Consider the following 21,110-nt stretch of genomic DNA (forward strand, 5'->3'; position numbering starts at 1 on the left):
CGGTCGTCGAACACAGCCGTCGCCCGGTCCGGCGTTCGCGTGCGGCGTGCCAAGCTCTGGCACAGCCTCCAGACCGCCGGCTACACCGACATCGACTTCGTCGGCACCCAGTCCGACGGCGGGGGCTGCAACCCCGGCTATTCGTACGACTTCGATCACGAGGGGCACGGCGGCTTCTCGGCCACCGGGATCGCCGCCAACAACCAGCTGCCGCCGTGGCTGAGTACGGCCCGGCCGGACGTCGTCCTGATGCACCTGGGCACCAATGACATGTGGGGTGGGTACATCCCGCTGGCGGACAAACTGAACGCCTTCACCAAGCTGATCGGCCAGATGCGCGCGCAGAACGCCGCCATGAAGATCATCGTCGCGCAGATCATCCCGATCAGCGCCTCCGCCTGCTCCACCTGCCCGGCCGACGTGGTGGCGCTCAACAACGCACTGCCGTCCTGGGCATCCGGCTTGGGCACGTCCCAGTCGCCGATCGTCCTCGCCGACCTGTGGACCGGATACGACGCGATCGCCGACAACGTCGACGGCATCCACCCGAACGACACCGGCTTCCGGAAGATGGCCGAAGCCTGGTACCCCGTGCTGGCGAAGGTGCTCGGCGGCAGCACGCCGCCGACCACCACACCGCCGACCACGAGTCCCACGACGGCGCCGCCGGCCGGCACCTGCACGGCGACCTACCGGGTGGCCTCGCAATGGGCGGACGGCTTCCAGGGTGAGGTCACCGTCAGCAACGGCTCCTCATCGGTTTCCTCCGGCTGGACCGCGACGTTCACCTTCGTCAACGGCCAGAAGGTCAGCCAGGCATGGAATGCCACGGTCACCCAGCCCGGCGCCACGGTCACCGCCCGCAATGCCGACTGGAACGGCCGGGTCGCCGCCGGAGGCACCGCGACCTTCGGCTTCCTCGCCTCGTCGAGCGGCACCAACACGACCCCGGCCACGACCTGCGTCCTGACCACGGGGTGATCGCCGGGAAGGTCACCCCATGAGCGACAGGGTGGGCTCGGCGACCAGGACCTGGTTGCGGCCCGCCCGCTTGGCCCGGTACAGCGCCTCGTCCGCGAGGTGCAGCAGGTGGTCGGGGCTGCCGCCCGGGATGGTCAGCTGCGCCACGCCGGCGCTGAACGTGACACCCCGGGCGGCGCACTGCCGGCGCCACCAGTCGGCGCGTTCGGCCGCGGCCTGCGCGCCGGTCCCCGGCAGCACGACCACGAACTCCTCGCCGCCGTAGCGCGCCACCATGTCGCACTCCCGGACCGAGCCGGTCACCTGCCGGGCCAGGTCGACGAGCACCTGATCGCCGGCGGCGTGCCCGTACCGGTCGTTGATGGTTTTGAAGTGATCCACGTCGATCATCACGATCGACAGCGGGTGGCCGTCGGTGGCCGCGCTGGCCTGTGCCTCCAGCACGGCGGTCAGGTGCCGGCGGTTGAACACCCCGGTGAGGCCGTCACGCATGGCCTGCTCGGTCAGCTCGGCGCGGAGCCGCTCCAGCTCGGTGATGTCCCGCACCACGACGACGGTGCCGGGACAGCTGCCGTCGGCCGACTCGATCTTGACGACGCGGAAGTCGTACACGTCGCCCGAGGGGCCGTGGATGGTGGTCTGGCCGGCGTCGGCGACCACGGTGGTGAAGTGCGGGCCGGCGATCTCCTGCCACCGCTTGCCGATCACGGCGCCGCCCGCCGGGTCCACCGCGGCGAGCAGTCTGGTCGCCGCCGGGTTGACGTCGAGGAACCGGCCGTGGGAGTCCAGCACCATGACGGCGTCGCTGAGCGCCGAGATGACCTGCGCATAGGTGACCGGCACCCGTTCGGAGTTCACGCCGGAACGGTCGGTCCACCACCAGACGACACCGGAGACCAGGAACAGCACCGGGGTCAGATCGAGCCCCTGCCAGTCCACGCCGATGAACACCGTCACCAGGTTGCCCACCGTCGGCGCGAGCGCGCCGACCAGGAACCACCGGTAGACCCGCCGCTGGCCGCGGACCGCCCGGCGCATCGCCCGGATCACCAGCACCGTGCCGAATCCCATCATGGCGTAGCCGTACAGGACGTGTGCCCAGTACGCCGGGCCGTGCTGCACGGCGATCCCGAGTTCGGCCACCTCGGCCTGCCGGTAGAAGAGGTGAAACCACGGATCGGTGGCGGTGACGGCCACGAGCAGCACCGGGTGGATCAGCATCAGCGGGAGCCGCGGCGGCCGGCGCCCCGCGGAGACCGTGGTGTGCCAGAAGAAGCCCACGATGACCAGCGCCACACCGGGGAAGATCGCATAGTTGAGACCCAGCGCCAGCCCCCGCGTCGGCGCCACCAGGACACCGGCGTTGGCCAGCGCCCATTCCGCCGCGCCGGCCATGACGAGGCCGAGCGGAAGGGCCAGGGGCGTCTCGGACCGGCGCCGAAACGTCAGCACGGCGTACAGCAGAGCGATCAGGCCGGCTCCGGTGTAAACGGCGACCATGGCGAGCTGCATCGTCCCTCCCTTCCCACGGTTGACGCCGGTACGAATCGGTGCCGCAAGGGGCAAGTTGAGGAGAGGACCGCGACATTCGGACGGCTCGTCACCGGTGGTCCGGTGACGAGCCGTTGAGCTGCCCAGCGCCCGTGCGCAGCGAAATCCAGCGACCGACCATCAGCCGCGCCCTGTCCAGCCGCCGCCCTCACAGGCCCTACCGGACCCGGCGGCGCCCGCTCAGTACCGGTAGCCGGCGATGCTCGCCCGAAGCTCCTGGGACACCTCGGAGAGGGCGACGGCTGCCGTACGGCTCTGGTCGACGCCGGCCGCGGTGCTCTGGGCGGCCTCCGCCACCAGGCTGACGCTGCTCGCGATCTCGGAGCCGCCGGTTGCCGCCTCGGTGACGTTGCGGTTCATCTCGGCGGTGGTCGCGGTCTGCTCCTCGACCGCCGTCGCGATGGCCGTCTGGTAGTCATTGATCCGGCCGATGATCTCGCTGATCTCGGCAATGGCGGCCACCGCGCGTTCGGTGTCGGCCTGGATGGCCTCGACCCGCGACGAGATGTCCTCGGTCGCCTTGGCGGTCTCCTGCGCGAGATCCTTGACCTCGCCCGCGACGACCGCGAAGCCCTTGCCCGCGTCGCCCGCGCGCGCCGCCTCGATGGTCGCGTTGAGGGCGAGCAGGTTGGTCTGCTCGGCGATCGAAGTGATGGTCTTGACGACGCTGCCGATCTCGGCCGACGAGGCGCCCAGACTGGCTACCGTGGCGGTGGTCGCGCGGGCCGCCTCGACGGCCTTGGCCGCCACGTCGGCGCCCTGTCCGGCGCTGTGCGCGATCTCCCGGATCGAAGCGCCCATCTCCTCGGCGCCCGCCGCGACGGTGTGCAGGTTTCCGGACACCTTCTCGGCGGCACCCGCGGCGTCGGCGGCCCGCGCGCTGCCCGACTCGGCCTGCGCCGCGATCTCCTCCGCGGCCTGGGCCAGCTGCTGCGAGCTGCCGGCAATGTGGTCGGCACCCGATGAAACGCTTCCGATGACACGGCGCATCAGCGCGACCGTGCGGTTGAGCTTGGCGGCCATCGTGCCCAGCTCGTCGGCACACATCACCGGCACGTCATGGGTGAAATCACCGTTCGCGGTGTCCTCAAGGCCCTTGAACAGCAGCTGGATCCGCTGGTTGAGCATGCGGATCGCCCAGATCGTGAGCACCAGCGCGAACAGCAGCCCGAAGGCGAGCAGACCGACAGTCAGCCAGAAGCCCTTGCGGTAGTGGTCCTGGCCCTGGGTCGCGGCCTCATCCGCCGCCTTGACCTCGGCGCCGACCAGCGCGGCGAGGGCACTGTCGAGCGTCGCGCCCGCCTCGTAGGCGCTCTTGATCATTTTGTCGTAGCCCGCCGTGGCGATCAGGCCGCCGGGAAGGCTGGCCGCGTCGGCGCCGAGCTTCATCGCCGACTGAAGGATTTCGAGGTAGTCGTCGTAGGCGGTCCGGAACGCGGCGGCCTCGACCTGTCGCGGGTCGTCGTCGGCCAGCCCGGAGCGGTAGGTGGTGAAGGTCTTGTCGAGATCCTCGGCGACGGTGCCCACCTTGCCGGCGATCGCCTTGCGGCTGGCGTCGTCGCGCACCGCGACGTACGAGCCGATGTTGCCGTTGAGCAGTTGGACGCCGTGCCGGACCTCGTCGAGCAGCACGACATTGCCGACGTTCTCGCTGTGCATCGCTTCGAGCTTCTCGCTCATGTCGTGCAGCTGGACCAGCGCGTACGACGAGACCAACATCGCGACCGCCGCAATGAGCGCGATCGCAGTGGTGATCTTCCGTCCGACCGACATGTCGGCGAGGAACTGCCGGAAACCCCGGCGACCGGAAGTGCCGTCCTCCGGAGTGTTCATGCTGCCCATGGAATGTCACGCCTCCGCCCGCGTTCGAGCCGAACGGCCCGCGCCGCCCTTCTTCGCTCGATCCGCTCATCGGCCGGCCGACTGCTGGCTGAAGAGATTCCCGACCTGCCGGGAAGGTGGCCGCCCACACACAGACCGCGGCTGAGCGAACGCGCCGCCCGTACCCCAGAGGTCGGGAAGCACGAAGACCCGGCCCATCGACCACCGCGACCAGGCCGCGAAGCGCTCGTTGCTGACAGTGATGTCGACGCCCCACCGATGGCCGACCGGACTAGTATCTGGATGTGATCAACGGCGGGCACGTGATCCTCTACAGCCGCGACGCCGAGGCCGACCGGACGTTCTTTCGGGACGTGCTGGGGTACCCGCACGTCGATGCGGGTGGCGGCTGGCTCATCTTCAAGGCTCCGCCCGGGGAACTGGCTGTGCATCCGACCGACGGGACGCCTGCGCAGGAGTTCTACCTGATGTGTGATGACTTGGCCGCGACCATGGCCGAGCTGGGCGAGCGCGGGGTCGAGTTCACCGGGCCGGCCACCGACCAGGGCTGGGGTCTGCTTACCGGCATCAGGTTGCCCGGCGGCGGACAGCTCGGCCTGTACGAGCCCCGCCACCCGATCGCCCACGCCCTGCCCCACTGACGCCGGTCCGCGCCTACCGTCGACGACTCGCTAGGTCACCAAGGGTGACCTGCTCCCAGAATCACTCGAACATTCTCGACGGCGGGAGCTGCGCCGCTCCCCTCGGTACGACTTCCGGAATGCCAGGCCTCGCCGGATCGGGCACGGCAGTGTGATCGGCTCGCGGATCCCGGTAGACACTCCGCTCTCGCGAATATCCGTGCCGGCTGTCCCCCGGTTCGTTGCCGTCCCTTCGGTGGTCAGACCTGAGCTCAGGCATCCGTGAGAGCACGGCTCACGGGCAGCGCAGAGGCGACGGCTCTAATCCTGGCTTCAGGTTGGCCGGGGAGAATGGGCGACAAAAGCATCGACTGAAAGGGGGCGGGCCGGCGTGCGGATCCTGATCGCGGATGATGACGCGGCCATCCGTGAGTCGCTGGAGCGGGTGCTCCAGGTCGAGGGTTACGACACCAGCACCGTCGCCAACGGTCTCGCCGTGCTCGACGGGGTCGAGGGGGCGGCCGGTGACACGCTGGATCTGCTGATCCTCGACGTGATGATGCCCCGTCTCGGCGGGTTGGAGACCTGCCGGCGGTTGCGGGCCGCGGGCCGGAGACTGCCGGTGCTGATGCTGACCGCCCGTGACCAGGTCTCCGACCGGGTCACGGGACTGGACGCCGGCGCCGACGACTACCTGCCCAAGCCGTTCGCCACCGAGGAGTTGCTGGCCCGGGTGCGGGCCCTGCTGCGCCGGCGCACGCCGGCCGACGGGGAGTCGCAGATCCTGTCGTTCGCCGACGTCCGGCTCGATCCCGACAGGTTCGAGGCGTGGCGGGGTGAGCGGCCGCTGCGCCTGACCCGGACCGAGTTCTCCCTCCTGCACGTTCTCCTGCGCAACGCGACCCGGGTCTTGACCCGCGACGCGCTGTTCGAGGCGATCTGGGGCTTCGACATGAGCACCACCGCCAACAACCTCCAGGTGTACGTGAGCTACCTGCGCCGCAAGATGGAGGCCGAGGGTGAGCCGCGATTGATCTACACGCTGCGCGGTCTGGGATACACGTTGCGGGAGACTCCTCCGTGAGCGGGCACACCCACCTGGAACCGCGCCGGCTGACCCGATGGTGGCGCCGGCGGTCCCTCCGAACCAGGATGACGGTGATCGCGGCGACGGCCATCGCGGTCAGCGTGTTCGCGGCCTTCCAGGTGGCCAGCGAGCTACTGGACTGGGAGCTGCGGGACACCGCCGAGAATCAGCTTCGCGCCGACTCCCGCGTCCTGGCGGCGAACGCGCAGCGCGCCGGTCTGGCACGGGTTCAGCTACCGCCGTATCCGGGATCCGGTCGACTGGTGCGGGTCATCCTGCCCGACGGCTCGACCCGGACGCCGGCCGGCCAACCCGAGCTGCCCCCGGTCAGCGAGCACGCCGGTCGCGTGGCGCGGGGCGCGTCAGCCGACCTGATGGAGTCGATGGACAGCGACGACGACGGCTACCGCATCTACACGCTGCGGGCGGGCGACGGCGCGGTACAGGTGGCCCACGTCGCCGACGACAGCCCGATCAACCGGTTCGGATTGGGCATGCTGCTGATCGGGCTGTTCTGCGTGGTCGGCGGCGCCCTTGTCGGGCGGACCGTGGCGCGGACCGGACTGGCACCGATCGACCGGCTGACCGCCGCCGCGGTACGTGTCGCGAACACCCATGATCTCGACGCCGACATCCCGGATGAGGGCGGTGGAGAGATCCGGCGACTGATCCAGGCGATCAACGACATGCTCGCCGCGCTCCGGGACTCCCGGCGGGCCCAGCGGCTGCTCGCCGAGGACGCCGCCCACGAACTCAAGACCCCGCTCACCAGCCTGCGCCTCAACATCGAGCTGCTGGTCCGGCTCGACCGGCGCGGCACCCTCGACACCGCCCTCTCGGCGGAGAGCCGGACCCGGCTGCTCAACGATCTCGGCGCCCAGGTGGCCGAGTTGAGCACCCTTGCCGCCGAGCTGACCGACCTGGCGCGCGGTGACGCAAGCGACGAGAGCACCGAGCTGCTCGACCTCGCCGACGTGGTGGTGGCCGCCGCGGCCCAGGCGCGTTCCCGCGTGCCCGACCTCGAGGTCGCGCTCGACGTGACCTCCGTGTGGGTGAGCGGGCGGGCCGCTGCGCTCCAGCGAGCGGTGCTCAACCTCGTCGACAACGCCGGCAAGTGGTCCCCCGCGGACCAGCCGATCCAGGTCCGGCTCCGTGCCGAGGGCGCGTCGGCGGTGCTCGAGGTCGACGACGCCGGGCCGGGCATCGACGCTGCCGACGTACCGCGGGTGTTCGACCGGTTCTACCGTGCCGACAGCGCCCGGGCGTTGCCGGGATCCGGTCTCGGGCTGTCGATCGTGCAGCGGGTCGTTTACGCCCACGGCGGCCGGGCCACCGTCGCCCGCTCCGCACGCGGTGGCGCTCTACTACGGATCGAACTTCCGGCCGCGGCCCCGACCGCTCCCATCGCGCGGCTCACCGCCGGGGAGGACACCGCGATGCGCTGACCCGCCCGGGGCCTGGCGCAGGAGATCCGGGACGGGCCTGGGGCCCCGTCCCGGATCTTCTCCGTGCCGCCGCGCTCACCGTTGCAGCGCGAGCTCCTCGTCGTCGGCGAGCGGCTGTGGCCCGTTCAGCGGCTCCGCCGTCGGCCGGGACAGCCGACTCGGCCACCACATCCGCCGGCCGATCAGCAGGGTGAGGGCGGGCACCAGGACCGACCGCACCAGCAGGGCGTCGAGCAGCACGCCGAAGGCGACCAGGAACCCGACCTCGATCAGCATCACCAGCGGAAGTGTGGTGAGGACCGCGAACGTGGCCGCCAGGACCACGCCTGCCGAGGTGATGACGCCACCGGTGGCGGAGAGGGCTTTGAGCATGCCCTGTCCGGTGCCGAGACGCACGGTCTCCTCCCGTGCCCGGCTGGCCAGGAAGATGTTGTAGTCGACGCCGAGCGCCACCAGGAACAGGAATGCCAGCAGCGGCACCGAATAGTCGATGCCCTTGAACCCGAGGATCGTGTCGAAGATGAACACGCTGCCGCCGAAGGCCGCGGCGAATGAGACGATCACGGTGGCCATCAGGATCAGCGGGGCCACGATCGCGCGCAGCAGCAGCCCGAGGACGATCAGGACGACGGCGAGCACCAGCGGGATCACCAGCTTCTCGTCGCGGCTGGTGGTGATCTCGGTGTCGAGGTTCTCCGCACTCGGCCCGCCGACGATCGCCTGCGCCCCGCTCACCGCGTGCACGGCGGTGCGTACCCGCTTGATCGTGTCGTACTCCGCGACCGTGTCCGGCGTGTCCGTCGGGAACACGGAGATGTCGGCCCAGCCACCGACGGTCTGACCCGGGATGGCCACGGCCACACCCTGAGTGCCCTTGACGATGTCGAGCACCCGCTCCTGGTACGCCGGCCGTGTGAAGACCGTCATCGGCTGGCCGCCGAGCTCCGGGAAGTGCTGGCGGAGAACGGTGAAGCCGGTGACCGACTCCGGCGCGGACAGGAACTGGTCCTGCTCCCGCAGGGCGCCGGTGTTGCCGGCCAGCCCGATGGCGAGCACGCCGAGGATTCCGAACGAGCCGAGCGTCGCCACCCACCGGCGGCGGCTGATGATGGTGCCGAGCCGTCCCCACAGCCCCGGCTTCTCCTCCACGGCCGTACTGAACCGGGGGATGGCCGGCCAGAAGATCCGCCTGCCGAGCACCACGAGCACCGCCGGGAACAGCGTCAGCATGGCCACCAGCGCGCACAGGATGCCGGCCGCACCGATCGGGCCCAACCCGCTGGTGCTGTTCAGGTCCGCGACGAGCAGGCAGAGCAGACCGGCGACCACGGTGGCCGCGGACGCGACGATGGCCGGCGCCGCGCCGCGTAGCGCGTGGACCATCGCGACCCGGACGTTCTCGTGGTGGTGCAGTGTCTCCCGGTATCGAGCGATGAGCAGCAGCGCGTAGTCCGTGCCGACGCCGAACACCAGGATCGTCAGCAGCGCCGAGTTCTGGTCGTTGACCACGATGCCGAAGCCCTTGACGAGCAGGTAGACGGTCGCCATCGCAGTCAGTGCGGCCGCGCCGACGACCACGAGCGGGATGAACCACAACACCGGGCTGCGGTAGGTGAGGATGAGCAGGATCGTGACGACGATGACGGTGGTGAGGAAGACCTGCAGGTCGATGCCGTCGAAGACGGCGTCCATGTCGCCGTCGACCGCGGCCGGGCCGGTCACGTCCAGTTCCAGGCCTGCGGGGCGGTCCTTCGCGGCGTCACGCAACGGGCCGACCATGGCCTCCGGTCCGCCATAGGTCGTGCTCACGTCGAGGGTGAACATCATCGCCTCGCCGTCGGTGGAGAGTCTCGTCGACGGGCCCTCGTCGTCCTCGCCGGCCGCCGCCTTCGGCGGGTACCGCTTGGCAACGGTGTCGTAGTGGCGCTCGACCGTCGCGCGGTCGGCGCCGGTCATGCCGCCGGCGCGGTGGTAGACGAAGACGAACGTGTTGTCCTCACCGCCGGGGAGACTGTCCTCCAGGACCGCCACCTTGGTGGACTCGGCACTGGCCGGCAGGGTGTCCACGGCTCTGTCGGTGGTGACAGAGCTCAACTTTCCGCTCAACGGCACCATGACCGCCGCCAGCGCCACCCACAGGCCGATCACCAACCACGGCACCCACCGGCCCGCCAACCGACCGGGCGGCGCTTCCCTGGACGGCGCTGCGTTGACTGCCATCAATAGCCTCCTACATACGCGTTACATCGCTTGTCCGAGGCCGACTTCGTACCGAGCGAATCTGAGACGACCGTTAAAACGGTGCTCAGCCCAGGTGACCGAGCCAGGTGCCCAGCGCACGCACCAGCGTGGTGGCGTCGAACGGCGCTCCGGGGCGTAGTACCGCGGTACCGCCCCTCTCACGAGAATGACGACCGCGGTACGACGAAACGGGATGGAATCGGACCTAGCTTTCGAGCCATGACGAAACCTGATAGGCCACCGTGGAAATTGGTGGCGGGCACCATGGTGCTGGTGACGGCGTTCGCTGTCGTCGCCGCCTGCGGGTCTGACACCGACAACAGCGCGGCGCCCGCCGCGACCGGCCCGCACAGCGCGCACGCGGGCGGGTCGTCGGCTCCACCACAGCCGCTGCGCGCCGGCGAGCGGTTCGTCGACCTGAGGATGGCCGAGGCCTACACGCCCGCTCCGCCGGAGGGCGGCGGCTCGGACGAGTACCGGTGCCAGGTGATCGATCCGGGCCTGACCAAGACGGCGTTCCTGACCGGGACCCAATTCGCACCGGAGAACGTCGCCATCGCGCACCACGCCATCGTGTACGCGGTGCCGCCGGGCGGCGCTGCCGCGGTGCGCAAACAGGATGCGAAGATCCCCGGTCTCGGCTGGCAGTGTTTCGGCGGGACCGGCGTGGCCGGCGCCGAGGTCGAGGAGGGGGACGCGGCGTGGGTGGACACCTGGGCGCCGGGCGCCACGGAGACGCTGCTCGACCAGGACGCCGGCTACAAGCTGGAGCCGGGCAGCCTGCTCGTCCTCCAGATCCACTACAACCTGCTCGCGACCGACGGCAAGCCGACCGGGTCGGACCGCTCGGCGGTGCGGCTGCGGCTGACGGACGGCACGCCGCAGACCCGGGAACTCGAAACGTGGTCGGTCGACGCGCCGACCGACCTGCCCTGCGCCGCCGACGAGTCGGGTCCGCTCTGTGACCGGGCGGCCTCGATCGCGGACGTGACGAAGCGGTTCGGGCCGGACGTCGGCGAAATGGCGGACCGTCAGGTGGAGGAGTGCGGCCGGGGCGTGCCGAAGCCCGGTGACACCCAGACCTGCGACCACAAGGTTGAGGCGCCGATGACGCTGTTCGCCGGTTTCGGCCACATGCACATGCTCGGGCGGGCCTTGAAGGTCGAACTCAACCCGGGTACACCGAAGGCCAAGGTCGTCCTGGACGTGCCGCAGTTCGACTTCGACAACCAGCGGCTGGTGAAGCTGCCGTCGCCGGTGGAGGTCGGTCCGGGGGACACGCTGCGGGTGACGTGTACGCACGACGTAGGGCTGCGCAAACAGGTGCCGCAGCTGAAGAAGCTGCCGCCCCGCTACGTGGTGTGGGGCGACGGCACCAGCGACGAGATGTGTACGGGCATCATGACGGTCTCCCTCCGCAAGTCCTGAGGAAGCGTCGAACGTGTGTGAGCTCGCTGAGGTCAACCGGGCCGAAAGCAGCTTCGAGCTCACACACGTCGACACTGAACGGGCGGTGACGTGTGCCCGGAGCGGCTAAAACGACGGTCGCGCTCTCGACGGCCACGCGAGATGAGGTGCTGAACCGGGCCGGGTGAGTCTCAGCTCGTAGGCGAGGATGACGGCCTGGATCCGGTCCCGTGCACCGATCTTGGCGAGGACCCGCCCGACGTGGGTCTTCACCGTCGACTCCGACAGCGTGAACCGTTGCGCGATCTCGCCGTTGGTGAGGCCGTGGCCGATGGCGACGAGGACCTCGCGCTCACGGCCGGTCAGGAAGTCCAGCCGGGGATCCGCCCGCACGGGCCCGCAGAAATCATCGTCGAGCCGGTCGGCGAACGCGTCGAGCAGCCGCCGAGTCAGCGCCGGCGCGATCACCGCGTCCCCGGCGGCGACGGCCCGGATGCCGGCGAGCAACTCCTCCGGGCGGATGTCCTTGAGCAGGAAACCGCTCGCCCCGGCCCGCAGCGCGGCGAACGCGTACCGTTCCACGTCGAACGTCGTCAGCACCAGGATCCGCGAACGCCCACCGGCTGCGACGATGCGCCGGGTGGCCTCGATCCCGTCGACGCCCGGCATGCGGATGTCCATCAGCACCACGTCGGGACGCAGCTCGGTGATCCGCCGAACGGCCTCGGCGCCGTTCTCGGCCTCGCCGACGATCTCGGTGTCGGGGGTGCTCTCCAGCAGCATGCGAAACCCGAAGCGCTGCAGCGGCTGGGCGTCCACCACGAGCACAGAGATCATGAATGGCTGCCTTTCAGGGTCGGATGGACGGTCCAGTCACCGTCCGGTGGGGGCCGACGCTGACCCAGCCGCCGTGGAGCACGGCGCGTTCGGCCATGCCGGCGAGGCCGAGACCCGCGTCGCCCGGCGATGCCCACTTCATATCGAGCGAACCTGAAACGACCGTTAAAACGGCGCTCGGGCCGGTTGGTCGCCGGCGCGTGTCCGTCGGCGAGTGGGCCGCTGTCGCGCACGTGCGCCAAAGAATGCGGTCCCGCGGATGAGGCAGCGGGCGGACACGGATGGGTGACCCTGTGCAAGCCACAGCATCATTGCCGGCTACACGCGGCACGGCTGCGGTATCAGCATCACCCTGCTCGGCCAGCTACTCCGGGAAGCCATCGACGACCCGAACAGGCCAGCTCTCCGGACCTTCGAGCCGCCAGCCGTAACGGCCACGGAGCGCTTCTGTGGTTATAAAGGGAGCAAAAAGGCCCCCACCAAGAGGTGGGAGCCTGTGAAGACCGCTGACCTGCCAATAACTTGTGGGCGATACTGGGATCGAACCAGTGACCTCTCCGGTGTGAACGGAGCGCTCTCCCGCTGAGCTAATCGCCCTCAACGAGATGGAACTCTACTAGACGGCGCCCGTGGGGCGCGACTCAGGGGGTCACCGCCACCCGACGAAGTCGAGCGACCAGGTGAACAGGTTGAGGTCGAAGCTGAGCAGGACGCTGAGCCAGACCACGAAGCTGATGAAGATCATGCCGAGCACGCCGATCAGCGCGCGCACGCCGAGCGTCTGCCGGCCGACCCAGTGGGTCCAGTTCTGCACATGCCGCTTGGTGAAGGCGAGCACTCCCTTGGCCCAGGCGAACTCGACGGCCAGGATGGCGAGCCCGAGGATCACGATCGCCCAGCCGGGGCCGGGGAACGGGATCAGGACGATGCCGACGGCGACCACCAGGCCGCCCACGATGCCCACACCGATCTTCAGAGCGAGCCGACCGGTGGAGTTGGACCGGATACGGTCAAGCACACGCACGTCTGAGAACCCCGTCGTCCGGTTTTACACCCATTTCATCCCCCAGTGTCCTGGAGCCCCGTCACTACCCGGGAGGAATGGACGTTACCGGAGTAAGTCAACCGCTGGACCACTGACGCCGGGCGGAACCGAGTACTCAGGCAGAACAGGACAAGATATCGCTTCTCGTCCTGCCCGGAAGGGTTTTCGGAACCGTCTTCCCACTACTGGGTGAGATCAGCGTATGGCGGAGCGTAATGACAGGGATCACCTGAGTATGGGAAACGCGGGGTTCACCAGCCTCGCAGCGGTGCCGGGGGGAGTTCGTCCATGAGTACCATTCGTCCAACGACCGTCGAGGTCGAAACCTCGCTGCGGCTCGTAGCGCCTGACGCGACGGCACTGCCCGTGCGCGCCAGCCTGCGTTACGACCCAGCCGACCCGTACGCGGTCCACGTGTTGTTCCACGCAGAATCAGCCGGTGGGGAAGCCGTGAGCTGGTCCTTCGCGCGGGAACTGCTCGTGACCGGGCTCGACGAGCCGGCCGGGATCGGCGACGTCCGGGTGTGGCCGTGGGCCACGCCGCGTGGCGATTTCGTCGCACTGGCCCTGTCGTCGCCCGACGGCAACGCGCTGTTCGAGGTGCCGCGCAGCGTCCTCGTCCGATTCCTGCGGCGCACCTATGTGGTGGTGCCCCGCGGCCGGGAGTCGGACCACCTGGACGTGGACGCCGCGGTCAACCGACTACTGGCGGGCCGATAAGCGATATCGGGGAGACCCGTGCGGACACTGCCGGTCCGCGCGGGTCTTCCTTTATCCGAAATAGATATGGATCTCCGAAAAGAAATCGGAATCGGACGTATAGCGAATACCGATCTGGAAATCGGACATACCGCCCAGTCGGTGCGCTAGTGGATGCGCGGGCACGCATCGACGACTACCGTCAGGCGCGATGCCAGCACTCATTCATCACACCGAGCCGGCGCCCACCTGTCTTCCACCGGACTGGTCGGGTATCGGTGGCTGCGTCCTGCCGGTGGCCGCCGGCGCTGCCACCGGCCTGCTGAGGTGTCACGCCCTCGTCCTCACCACTATCGGCCCGCTGCTCGCCGAGATCGACTTCGCCGAGCATCTGTGCGGCCCGGGCACCCTCCTCTGGATCCGTCCGGGGCAGGCGGCCCGCTTCGCCCGTCCCGGAGACGGCGACGATCCACTGACGATCGTTTTCCGACCAGGGCTGTTCGGCACGGAGGAACTGCCCGGGCTGAGCCCCGACGATCCGTCCGGCCCGGCCCGGCAGCCACTCACCCCACCCGGCCCGGCCGTCTTCCGGGACGTCTTCGCCCACCTGGCCGCCGACGCGGCCGGCCCGCCCGGCCCGGTCGCCGCCGCGCTGCTGCGGCACGAGCTGGCGGCCCTGCTGCTGCGGATCGCCACCCTCGATCCGGGCTCGGAGCTGCGGGCGCACATCGAGAGCCGGACGTTCGAGCGGTTCCGGCGCCGCCTCGAGGAGCGCTATCCGCACACCCGCCGGGTCGAGGACTACGCGGCCGAGCTGGGCTGCTCGGTGCGCACCCTGACCCGGGCCAGCCTGGCGCTCACCGGCCGCACCGCGAAGCAGGTGGTCGACGACCGGGTCGCCCTGCAGGCCCGGCGGATGCTCGCGGCGACCTCGATGTCGGTCGCCGAGGTGGGCCGCGGCCTGGGCTTCGGCGAGCCGACGAACTTCGGGCGCTTCTTCCACCGGGAGACCGGCCTGAGCCCGGGGCAGTTCCGCGGGCGGTTCGTCACCGGCCAGCCGGCCGCCATCCCGGGGCAGAGATCACCAGCCGATTGACCCCTAATTCCCACAAACCCCTGGGGTATGTGCATCCGGGATGCGAGGCCGGGGCATGATAGTCAGGTGCAGATCTCCGCGCGCGGCGACTACGCGGTCCGGGCCGCCCTCAGTTTGGCGCAGGCCTACCCCGCACTGATGTCCGCTCAGGCCATTGCCCAAGACCAGAACATGCCACGCAAGTTCCTCGAAGCGGTCCTAGCCGACCTGCGCCGTGCCGGTGTGGTGCGGGCGCAACGAGGCGCCGAGGGCGGCTACACACTGTCGCACCCCCCGCGGGACGTGACCATCGGTCAGATCCTGCGGGCGGTCGACGGACCGCTCGCCGGCGTGCGCGGCCTTCGTCCCGAGGAGACTCAGTACTCGGGCGCCGCCGAGAACCTGCCCAACCTGTGGGTGGCGGTGCGCGCTGCGGTCCGTGAGGTGGTCGACGAGGTGAGCCTCGCCGAGCTGATCAGCGGGCGGATGCCGGCGCACGTGCGCAAGCTGACCACCCGACCGGACGCCTGGCAGCCACGCTGACGTTTGTGGATCCGGCCGATCGGGAACCGATGCGCCATCAGAAAGGAGCTTTCCGATGGGCATCGTCTACCGCAGCCGGAAGAAGATCGGTCCGCTGGTCCTGAACTTCACCGAGAACGGCTACTCGTCCTGGAGCCTCAAGATCGGGCGCTGGTCGTGGAACTCCAAGACCCGCGCCCACCGCGTCGACCTGCCCGGCCCGCTGTCGTGGAAGCAGGACAGGAGCCGCTCCCGCTAGGAGCGGATCACCACGTCGCCACCGAGCCGTCCGTGCGCGGGCTCCCGCGTAACGGTGCCCGCGTCGATCATCGCGTGCAGCACCCGGGTCGCGTCGGCGGCCCGGTAGACGGTCTCGGTGAGGGCGAAGGTGCGCAGCTCGGTCACGGTCGCCCGGCCCACCTCGGACAGGTGGGCCAGCAGTTCACGGCGCAGCGGACCGGGATCGGGGTGGAGCGCGATGTCGATCAGGTGGCGCTCCGGATCGGCGGGATCGCGTAGGCGTACCCCCGCGAATTCATCGACCGCCCAGAGCGCCTCCTTGAAGCTCTCCAGGCTCTTCCCCGAGGTGGTGGCGAAAGCCACCACCTCGCCGGGCTCCGGGCCGGTCGCCAACTCGGCCGCCGTGACCAGCGGAAACCCCAGGCCCCGATAGGGGTCGACCGGGCTTCCCGGCGGCAGCACCAGCAGCACCTCGGCCGGCCTTCCGGACGCGATCGCACCGACGGTGGTCACCGCGGGCGGTTCACCCACGGCCGTCGCGTCGAGAAAACCCATCATCGGTACGCGCGACGCGCCCGCCGCACGCAAGGCCACCGCGAGCCGCTCGTCCGTCCCGCCGCCCACCGGAAGCACCGTGAGCCCGGCCCCCGCCCCGGCGTCCCGTTGCGCCGCGGTGAGCCGCTCCCCCACCCCGGCGACGTCGGCGCCCACCGCCACCATGGACAGTTCCCGCCCGCGGGACAGGCCGGGCAGGTCGGCCAGGACACGGACCGCCGCCTCGGCGGCCACCCCGCCGTCCGCATCGGCGTAGCCGTGCACATAGGTCGCCCGGCGGGCGTGATGAAGCGCACCCGCGGCCCATGCCTGCAGGTGACGGACGAGTAGTTCACGTTTCACGGCTCCGATTGGGGACATACCGCAGTTTCTACCCTGTCCACTTAGCTACCGGAAACTTGTACCCAGGGTGTTCGCATGAGCACTATGGGATACATGGCCCCTCCGCTCGCCGAACTGACCGCCCAGGCGCAGACACTCACGTCCGCCGGCGACCTCATGGGCGCCCGGGCCGTCCTCGACGACGTCCTCCGCGGCGCCGACGCCGATCCGCGCCGCGCCACCGCCGACCTCGCGGTGGCCGCCGCCCTGCACGCCCGGGTCCTGATCGCCCTCGGCGACCCCGAGTCGGCCCGGCTGTGGGCCGCCTTCGCGCACTCCGCCGAGGAGCGGCTGCACGGCCCGCGCGACGAGCGCACCATCGCGGCCGCCGCCATGCACGCCGCGGTCCTCCAGCGGATCGGCCAGCACGGCCGGGCCGCCTCCGTCTACCACGACCTGATCGGCGAGCTGGCCCTGATGGACGGCCCCGACTCGCCGCGGGTGCTGGCCGCCGAGGCCGACCTGGCCACCGCCGAGCACGCGGCGGGCCACTGCGGCACGGCCCGGGCCCGGCTGGCCCGCGCCTGGCGGCGGCACAGCCGGGTGCACGGCGACGCCGCACCGGCCGGCATCAAGATGCTGGCCCGGCTGGGCGCCATGGAGCGCGAGTGCGGCCGCGACGAGGAGGCCCGCGAGCATCTGCGGCTGGCCGGCGAGCTGAGCGCCCGCCACCTGCCGGCCGACCACCCGCTGGCCCGGCAGGCGGCCGCACTGGCCGGCGGCTCGGCCTCCGGGCGGCACACCTGCGGCACCCGGGACTCCTCCGGCGGGCGCCCGTTCCGGCCGTTCCCGCGCCGCCCCACGGTTCCCGACACGACCGGGGCCCGGCCGTCGGTGTTCCCGGCCGAGGCGCCCGGCCAGCCACCGCCCGACGACCGGCCCACCGACCCCAACGGAACGGTCTACCCGGTTCCGGCCGACGAGCTGTTCGACGACATGCCACCCGCCGACAACCGCGAGACCGACCCCAACGGCACCGTCTACCAGCAGCCGCTCTATCTCAGCGACCTGCACCAGCTGCCCGGCGACCTGACCGGCCGGCACGCCCGGGCCGACACGCCACCGCCACTGCCCGGCAACCGCGCGCCGGACTACGGCGACGACGGCCGCCCCCTGCCGGTCGGCACCGCGCCGACCGGCACCCGCAGCGATCCGCCGAACTCGCGGCGCCTCCCGGTCCGTACCGACCGGCCCTCCGGATCCCGCGTCGCCCACCCGCTGCTGCTGGCCACGGTGCTCGCCGCCGGGGTGGCGGCGGCCGCCGTCGTGGTCATCCTGACGCTGCCCGGAGCGGACGGGGCCACCCAGCCGACCAGCCCACCGGCCGCCCAGGAGCCGGCGAAACCCTCCACCGCGCCGGGCGCCCCACAGAACGTGCGGTTGCGTGACAACGGCGACAGCGTCTCCCTCCAGTGGGTCTACCCCCGTGACGCCACGGAGGCGGTGCTGATCACCGGAGGCCGGGCCGGGCAGCCACCTGTCAAGATCGCGGACCTGCCCGCGGGGGCCGCCGACTACGTCGTCTACAGCCTCAACGAGAAGCTGAACTACTGCTTCACCGTCGCGGTGGGCGACGCGGCCGCCGCGCCGGTCTGCACCCGCCGTTGACACCGCAACCGTTTCGCAACCGATCGGGATCCCCTCTGCCACCGTGACACCGGACCGTGAACTGTCACGGCGCGACTACAGGAAGTAGGGACAGTGACGACGGAAACGGCGAGCCGGGTTCCCACCGAGTCTCATGACGAGCTCGTCGCGCTCGAATCCGCCCTGGCGGAACTCGAGTCCCGGCCCCCGTCCCAGTTCCGGTCGCTCTGGGAGCCCGCCATCGAACTGCGGCAGCGGGCCACCGAACTCGGCGCCGAGGAGATCGCCCAGCGCGCCGCCCTGCTCCAGGCCGGGGTGCTGCTCCGCAAGGGGCGCACCGGCGAGGGCGGGCAGCTGGCCCACCAGGTCCGGGCCTGGGCCGAGCAGCACGACGAGCGGTACATCCTGGCCCGCGCGCACCGCGAGCTGTCCGTGTTCTACCGGCACGTCGGCGACTACTCGGACGGGCTGACCCACGCCGTGCAGAGCGTCGCCTTCCTCACCGACGACGTACCGCCCCACCTGCGCGCCCGGCACCTGATGACGCTCGCGGTCGCGCTGGACGACACCGGCGCCCACGAGGACGGCAAACGCCGCTCCCAGGAGGCCCTCGCACTGTCCGCGACGGCGGGCGACCACGAGATGATGATGTCGGTGCTCAACAACATGGCGTACACCGCGGTGGAGGTCGGCGACGAGCCGGAGGCCCGGATGCTGGTCGGGCAGATGCGCGAGATCGAGGCCCGGACCGGGTGCCGGTTCACCGCCAACGAGCTGGACACCATGGCCCAGGTCGAGCTGATGGGTGGCCGCTACGCCGCCGTCGAGCAACTGATCTCCCCGGTGCTCGCCGACCTGGTCGCCGCCACCGAGGGCGACGCCGTCGCCGAATGCCAGCTCACCCTGGCCCAGGCCCGCCGCCTGGCCGGCCGGCACGACGACGCGCAGGCCGCCCTGGACGCGACCGGTCGCCTCTGCGCCGAACGGGGCCTGGCCGCCATCGGCGCCCGGGTCCGGCAGGAGCAGGCCGCGCTCTTCGCCGGCACCGGACGGTTCGCCGAGGCGTACGAGGAACATCGCGCCTTCCACGCCGCGGCCACCGCCCTCCAGTCGGTGCAGCGCGACGCCCGGGCGCGGGCGTTGCAGGCCGTCTTCGAGGCCGACGAGGCCCGCCGCGACAGCGAACACTTCCGCGAGATGGCCCACCGCGACGCCCTGACCGGCCTCTACAACCGCCGCTACGTCAACGAACGGGTACCGGCCCTGCTGCTGGAGGCCGCCGCCCGCCGGATGCCGCTGTCGATGGCCATCATCGACCTGGACCACTTCAAACTGATCAACGACACCCTCTCGCACAGCACCGGCGACATGGTCCTCCAGCACGTCGCCGAGTTGCTGGAGGAGTCCGCCCCCGGCCCGGCCGTCGCCGCGCGCATGGGCGGCGAGGAATTCCTGCTGGTCCTGCCGGGCATCGACGCCGAAGAGGCCGCGATCTGCTGCGAGGGCCTCCGCCTGCGCATCCGCGCCCACGGCTGGGAACCCATCACCGGCGCCCTCCAGGTCACCACCAGCATCGGCGTGACCACGACCGCCGAGGGCCGCGACACCTTCTCGGCGCTGCTCTCCATCGCCGACCGCAACCTCTACACCGCCAAGCGAGGCGGCCGCGACCGCGTCGTCGCGGACTGACGCCCGGCCGGTGGTCGGCCTTTCCCCTTTCCGGTACGAGCGGCGACCGGTCCCCTGGGTACCACGCGAGCCAGGCGCCGGGTCACGGCCGTAACGCGCCCACCGGCGCAAGGCGCGGCGAGACCTCACCCCTTTCCGCGCCCGGCACCACGCCTTCCACCGGCGGGCGGGCGCCGAAAAATGTCAGAGGGTGCTGACATCATCGGGGCATGCTCGATGATGCGCCGATCGTCTTTCCGTCTCCCACCGTCCCGGCCGCCGGGCGAGCCGAGGTCTTCGTCCGCTACCTGGACTATTTCCGGGAAAGTCTGCTGGCCAAGGCGTCCGCGCTGCCCGACGCCGAGCTGCGCTCCAGCCGCCTGCCCAGCGGGTGGACACCGTTGGAGCTGGTCAAGCACCTGCGCTTCGTCGAGCTCCGCTGGATCGAGTGGGGCTTCCAGGGTCGTGACGTCGGCGATCCGTGGGGCGACCGGCGTGACGACCGCTGGCATGTCGGCCCATCGGAGACCCTGGCCGGCCTGGCGGCCGCGCTGCGCGCCCAGGGCGAGCACACGACCGCCGTGATCACCGGCAGCGATTTGACCACGGTCGGGCAACCGGGCCCCCGGTGGGGCGGTGACGACCCAGCCAACCTGGAGCGGGTCCTCTTCCACCTGCTCCAGGAGTATGCCCGCCATCTCGGCCACCTCGACATCGTCGCCGAGATCGCCGGCGGCCCCACCGGCGAGTAACCACCCCTCTCCGCGCCTGCCGCAAGCCGCGGGCAGCGCGGGCAGCGCGGGCAGCGCGGGCAGCACGGGCAGCACGGGCAGCACGGGCAGCACGGGCAGCACGGGCAGCACGGGCAGCACGGGCAGCACGGGCAGCACGGGCAGCACGGGCAGCACGGGCAGCACGGGCAGCACGGGCAGCACGGGCAGCACGGGCAGCACGGGCAGCACGGGCAGCACGGGCAGCACGGGCAGCGGTGATCTTGGACGATTGGCCACCGGATTGAGCCTTTTTCTTGGTCGCCCACGGCCGAATCCGCAATCCCTCGACAGCAGGACGCGTCACCCGGAGCGATCTTGAACGATTTACCATCCGCGGCGGTGGTAAATCGTTCAAGATCGCACAACAGCGGCGTGCAAAGCGGGCGAAACGGGCGCCTGTTTCCGGCGAAAGCCCCATTTCCGCCCAGCGCGGCGGACGGCGCCCCCATTCGGCGGTTCGCCCGACCGGGCGCTTGACGTAGAACCGCAAACACCCAAGAAGAAGACTCAAGACGGTGGGGAAACGTCCAAGATCACGAAGGGCTGGGGTGTGG

Annotated in this window: 18 protein-coding genes and 1 tRNA gene; 12 read left to right on the forward strand and 7 right to left on the reverse strand. The window is 70.6% G+C overall.

Annotated elements, in window-relative coordinates:
• Positions 1-39: 39 nt before the first annotated feature.
• On the forward strand, positions 40-981 hold the full coding sequence (locus BJ964_RS48970; protein WP_229806701.1) for a cellulose binding domain-containing protein: 942 nt from the start codon (positions 40-42) through the stop codon (positions 979-981).
• A 12-nt stretch (positions 982-993) separates the two neighbouring features.
• On the opposite strand, the gene BJ964_RS01950 is transcribed toward BJ964_RS48970, so the two are convergent.
• The gene (locus tag BJ964_RS01950) at positions 994-2,493 is read right to left on the reverse strand and encodes a histidine kinase N-terminal 7TM domain-containing diguanylate cyclase (RefSeq protein ID WP_188119054.1); all 1,500 of its coding nucleotides are present in this window, start codon (positions 2,491-2,493) and stop codon (positions 994-996) included.
• A 219-nt stretch (positions 2,494-2,712) separates the two neighbouring features.
• On the reverse strand, positions 2,713-4,365 hold the full coding sequence (locus tag BJ964_RS01955; protein ID WP_188119055.1) for a methyl-accepting chemotaxis protein: 1,653 nt from the start codon (positions 4,363-4,365) through the stop codon (positions 2,713-2,715).
• A 293-nt stretch (positions 4,366-4,658) separates the two neighbouring features.
• On the opposite strand from BJ964_RS01955, the gene BJ964_RS01960 reads away from it, so the two are divergent.
• The 3 genes from BJ964_RS01960 (at position 4,659) to BJ964_RS01970 (ending at position 7,526) form a co-directional block, all read left to right on the forward strand.
• A complete protein-coding gene (locus BJ964_RS01960; RefSeq protein ID WP_188119056.1) occupies positions 4,659-5,015 on the forward strand; it encodes a VOC family protein in 357 nt (118 codons plus the stop codon).
• Positions 5,016-5,385: 370 nt separating this feature from the next.
• Positions 5,386-6,078: a response regulator transcription factor gene (locus tag BJ964_RS01965; RefSeq protein ID WP_188119057.1), complete on the forward strand. Its 693-nt coding sequence runs from the start codon at positions 5,386-5,388 to the stop codon at positions 6,076-6,078.
• Positions 6,075-7,526, forward strand: a complete 1,452-nt coding sequence (locus tag BJ964_RS01970; protein WP_188119058.1) for a HAMP domain-containing sensor histidine kinase — start codon at positions 6,075-6,077, stop codon at positions 7,524-7,526. The genes BJ964_RS01965 and BJ964_RS01970 overlap by 4 nt, the downstream gene beginning before the upstream one ends.
• Before the next feature lie 75 nt (positions 7,527-7,601).
• Here the strand turns inward: BJ964_RS01970 and BJ964_RS01975 are convergent, their stop codons facing one another.
• Entirely contained in the window at positions 7,602-9,746 is a 2,145-nt protein-coding gene (locus tag BJ964_RS01975; protein WP_188119059.1) for an MMPL family transporter, read from the reverse strand.
• A 240-nt stretch (positions 9,747-9,986) separates the two neighbouring features.
• Between BJ964_RS01975 and BJ964_RS01980 the strand changes: the two genes are divergently transcribed.
• Entirely contained in the window at positions 9,987-11,195 is a 1,209-nt protein-coding gene (locus BJ964_RS01980; RefSeq protein WP_229806700.1) for a monooxygenase, read from the forward strand.
• A 105-nt stretch (positions 11,196-11,300) separates the two neighbouring features.
• Here BJ964_RS01980 and BJ964_RS01985 read toward each other — a convergent pair whose 3' ends face one another.
• From BJ964_RS01985 to BJ964_RS01995, 3 genes are all read right to left on the reverse strand, one after another.
• Positions 11,301-12,011, reverse strand: a complete 711-nt coding sequence (locus tag BJ964_RS01985) for a response regulator (protein WP_188119060.1) — start codon at positions 12,009-12,011, stop codon at positions 11,301-11,303.
• Between the two features lie 525 nt (positions 12,012-12,536).
• Positions 12,537-12,608, reverse strand: a tRNA-Val gene (locus BJ964_RS01990).
• A 52-nt stretch (positions 12,609-12,660) separates the two neighbouring features.
• A complete protein-coding gene (locus BJ964_RS01995) occupies positions 12,661-13,035 on the reverse strand; it encodes a TIGR02611 family protein (RefSeq protein ID WP_188119061.1) in 375 nt (124 codons plus the stop codon).
• A 309-nt stretch (positions 13,036-13,344) separates the two neighbouring features.
• Here BJ964_RS01995 and BJ964_RS02000 point away from each other — a divergent pair, with 309 nt between their 5' ends.
• The 4 genes from BJ964_RS02000 (at position 13,345) to BJ964_RS02015 (ending at position 15,611) form a co-directional block, all read left to right on the forward strand.
• Complete coding sequence (locus BJ964_RS02000) at positions 13,345-13,776, forward strand: SsgA family sporulation/cell division regulator (protein ID WP_014446635.1); 432 nt, start codon at positions 13,345-13,347, stop codon at positions 13,774-13,776.
• Positions 13,777-13,966: 190 nt separating this feature from the next.
• Complete coding sequence (locus tag BJ964_RS02005) at positions 13,967-14,851, forward strand: AraC family transcriptional regulator (protein WP_188119062.1); 885 nt, start codon at positions 13,967-13,969, stop codon at positions 14,849-14,851.
• Between the two features lie 66 nt (positions 14,852-14,917).
• A complete protein-coding gene (locus BJ964_RS02010; RefSeq protein ID WP_188119063.1) occupies positions 14,918-15,373 on the forward strand; it encodes an RrF2 family transcriptional regulator in 456 nt (151 codons plus the stop codon).
• A 55-nt stretch (positions 15,374-15,428) separates the two neighbouring features.
• Positions 15,429-15,611, forward strand: a complete 183-nt coding sequence (locus BJ964_RS02015; RefSeq protein WP_188119064.1) for a DUF4236 domain-containing protein — start codon at positions 15,429-15,431, stop codon at positions 15,609-15,611.
• Here the strand turns inward: BJ964_RS02015 and BJ964_RS02020 are convergent.
• Positions 15,608-16,489 (reverse strand): hypothetical protein, encoded by an 882-nt coding sequence (locus BJ964_RS02020; protein WP_229806699.1) that lies wholly within the window; start codon positions 16,487-16,489, stop codon positions 15,608-15,610. The two genes, BJ964_RS02015 and BJ964_RS02020, sit on opposite strands and share 4 nt — an antisense overlap.
• 75 nt (positions 16,490-16,564) lie before the next feature.
• Here BJ964_RS02020 and BJ964_RS02025 point away from each other — a divergent pair, with 75 nt between their 5' ends.
• The 3 genes from BJ964_RS02025 (at position 16,565) to BJ964_RS02035 (ending at position 20,535) form a co-directional block, all read left to right on the forward strand.
• Complete coding sequence (locus BJ964_RS02025) at positions 16,565-18,136, forward strand: fibronectin type III domain-containing protein (RefSeq protein ID WP_229806698.1); 1,572 nt, start codon at positions 16,565-16,567, stop codon at positions 18,134-18,136.
• Between the two features lie 93 nt (positions 18,137-18,229).
• Positions 18,230-19,804 carry a GGDEF domain-containing protein gene (locus tag BJ964_RS02030; RefSeq protein WP_188119066.1) on the forward strand — a complete coding sequence of 525 codons (1,575 nt, stop codon included), beginning with the start codon at positions 18,230-18,232 and terminating at the stop codon, positions 19,802-19,804.
• A gap of 209 nt (positions 19,805-20,013) precedes the next feature.
• Positions 20,014-20,535 (forward strand): mycothiol transferase, encoded by a 522-nt coding sequence (locus tag BJ964_RS02035; RefSeq protein ID WP_188119067.1) that lies wholly within the window; start codon positions 20,014-20,016, stop codon positions 20,533-20,535.
• The last annotated feature ends 575 nt before the right edge of the window (positions 20,536-21,110 follow it).

The organism is Actinoplanes lobatus, assembly GCF_014205215.1.
In the GTDB taxonomy this organism is placed as follows: Bacteria; Actinomycetota; Actinomycetes; order Mycobacteriales; family Micromonosporaceae; genus Actinoplanes; species Actinoplanes lobatus.

Coding starts and splice junctions, on each gene's coding strand:
- BJ964_RS02000 (WP_014446635.1), top strand. CDS start 13,345: ATGAGTACCATTCGTCCAACGACCGTCGAGGTCGAAACCTCGCTGCGG.
- BJ964_RS02035 (WP_188119067.1), top strand. CDS start 20,014: ATGCTCGATGATGCGCCGATCGTCTTTCCGTCTCCCACCGTCCCGGCC.
- BJ964_RS01955 (WP_188119055.1), bottom strand. CDS start 4,365: ATGAACACTCCGGAGGACGGCACTTCCGGTCGCCGGGGTTTCCGGCAG.
- BJ964_RS01950 (WP_188119054.1), bottom strand. CDS start 2,493: ATGCAGCTCGCCATGGTCGCCGTTTACACCGGAGCCGGCCTGATCGCT.
- BJ964_RS01980 (WP_229806700.1), top strand. CDS start 9,987: ATGACGAAACCTGATAGGCCACCGTGGAAATTGGTGGCGGGCACCATG.
- BJ964_RS02005 (WP_188119062.1), top strand. CDS start 13,967: ATGCCAGCACTCATTCATCACACCGAGCCGGCGCCCACCTGTCTTCCA.
- BJ964_RS01985 (WP_188119060.1), bottom strand. CDS start 12,011: ATGATCTCTGTGCTCGTGGTGGACGCCCAGCCGCTGCAGCGCTTCGGG.
- BJ964_RS01975 (WP_188119059.1), bottom strand. CDS start 9,746: ATGGCAGTCAACGCAGCGCCGTCCAGGGAAGCGCCGCCCGGTCGGTTG.
- BJ964_RS02025 (WP_229806698.1), top strand. CDS start 16,565: ATGAGCACTATGGGATACATGGCCCCTCCGCTCGCCGAACTGACCGCC.
- BJ964_RS02015 (WP_188119064.1), top strand. CDS start 15,429: ATGGGCATCGTCTACCGCAGCCGGAAGAAGATCGGTCCGCTGGTCCTG.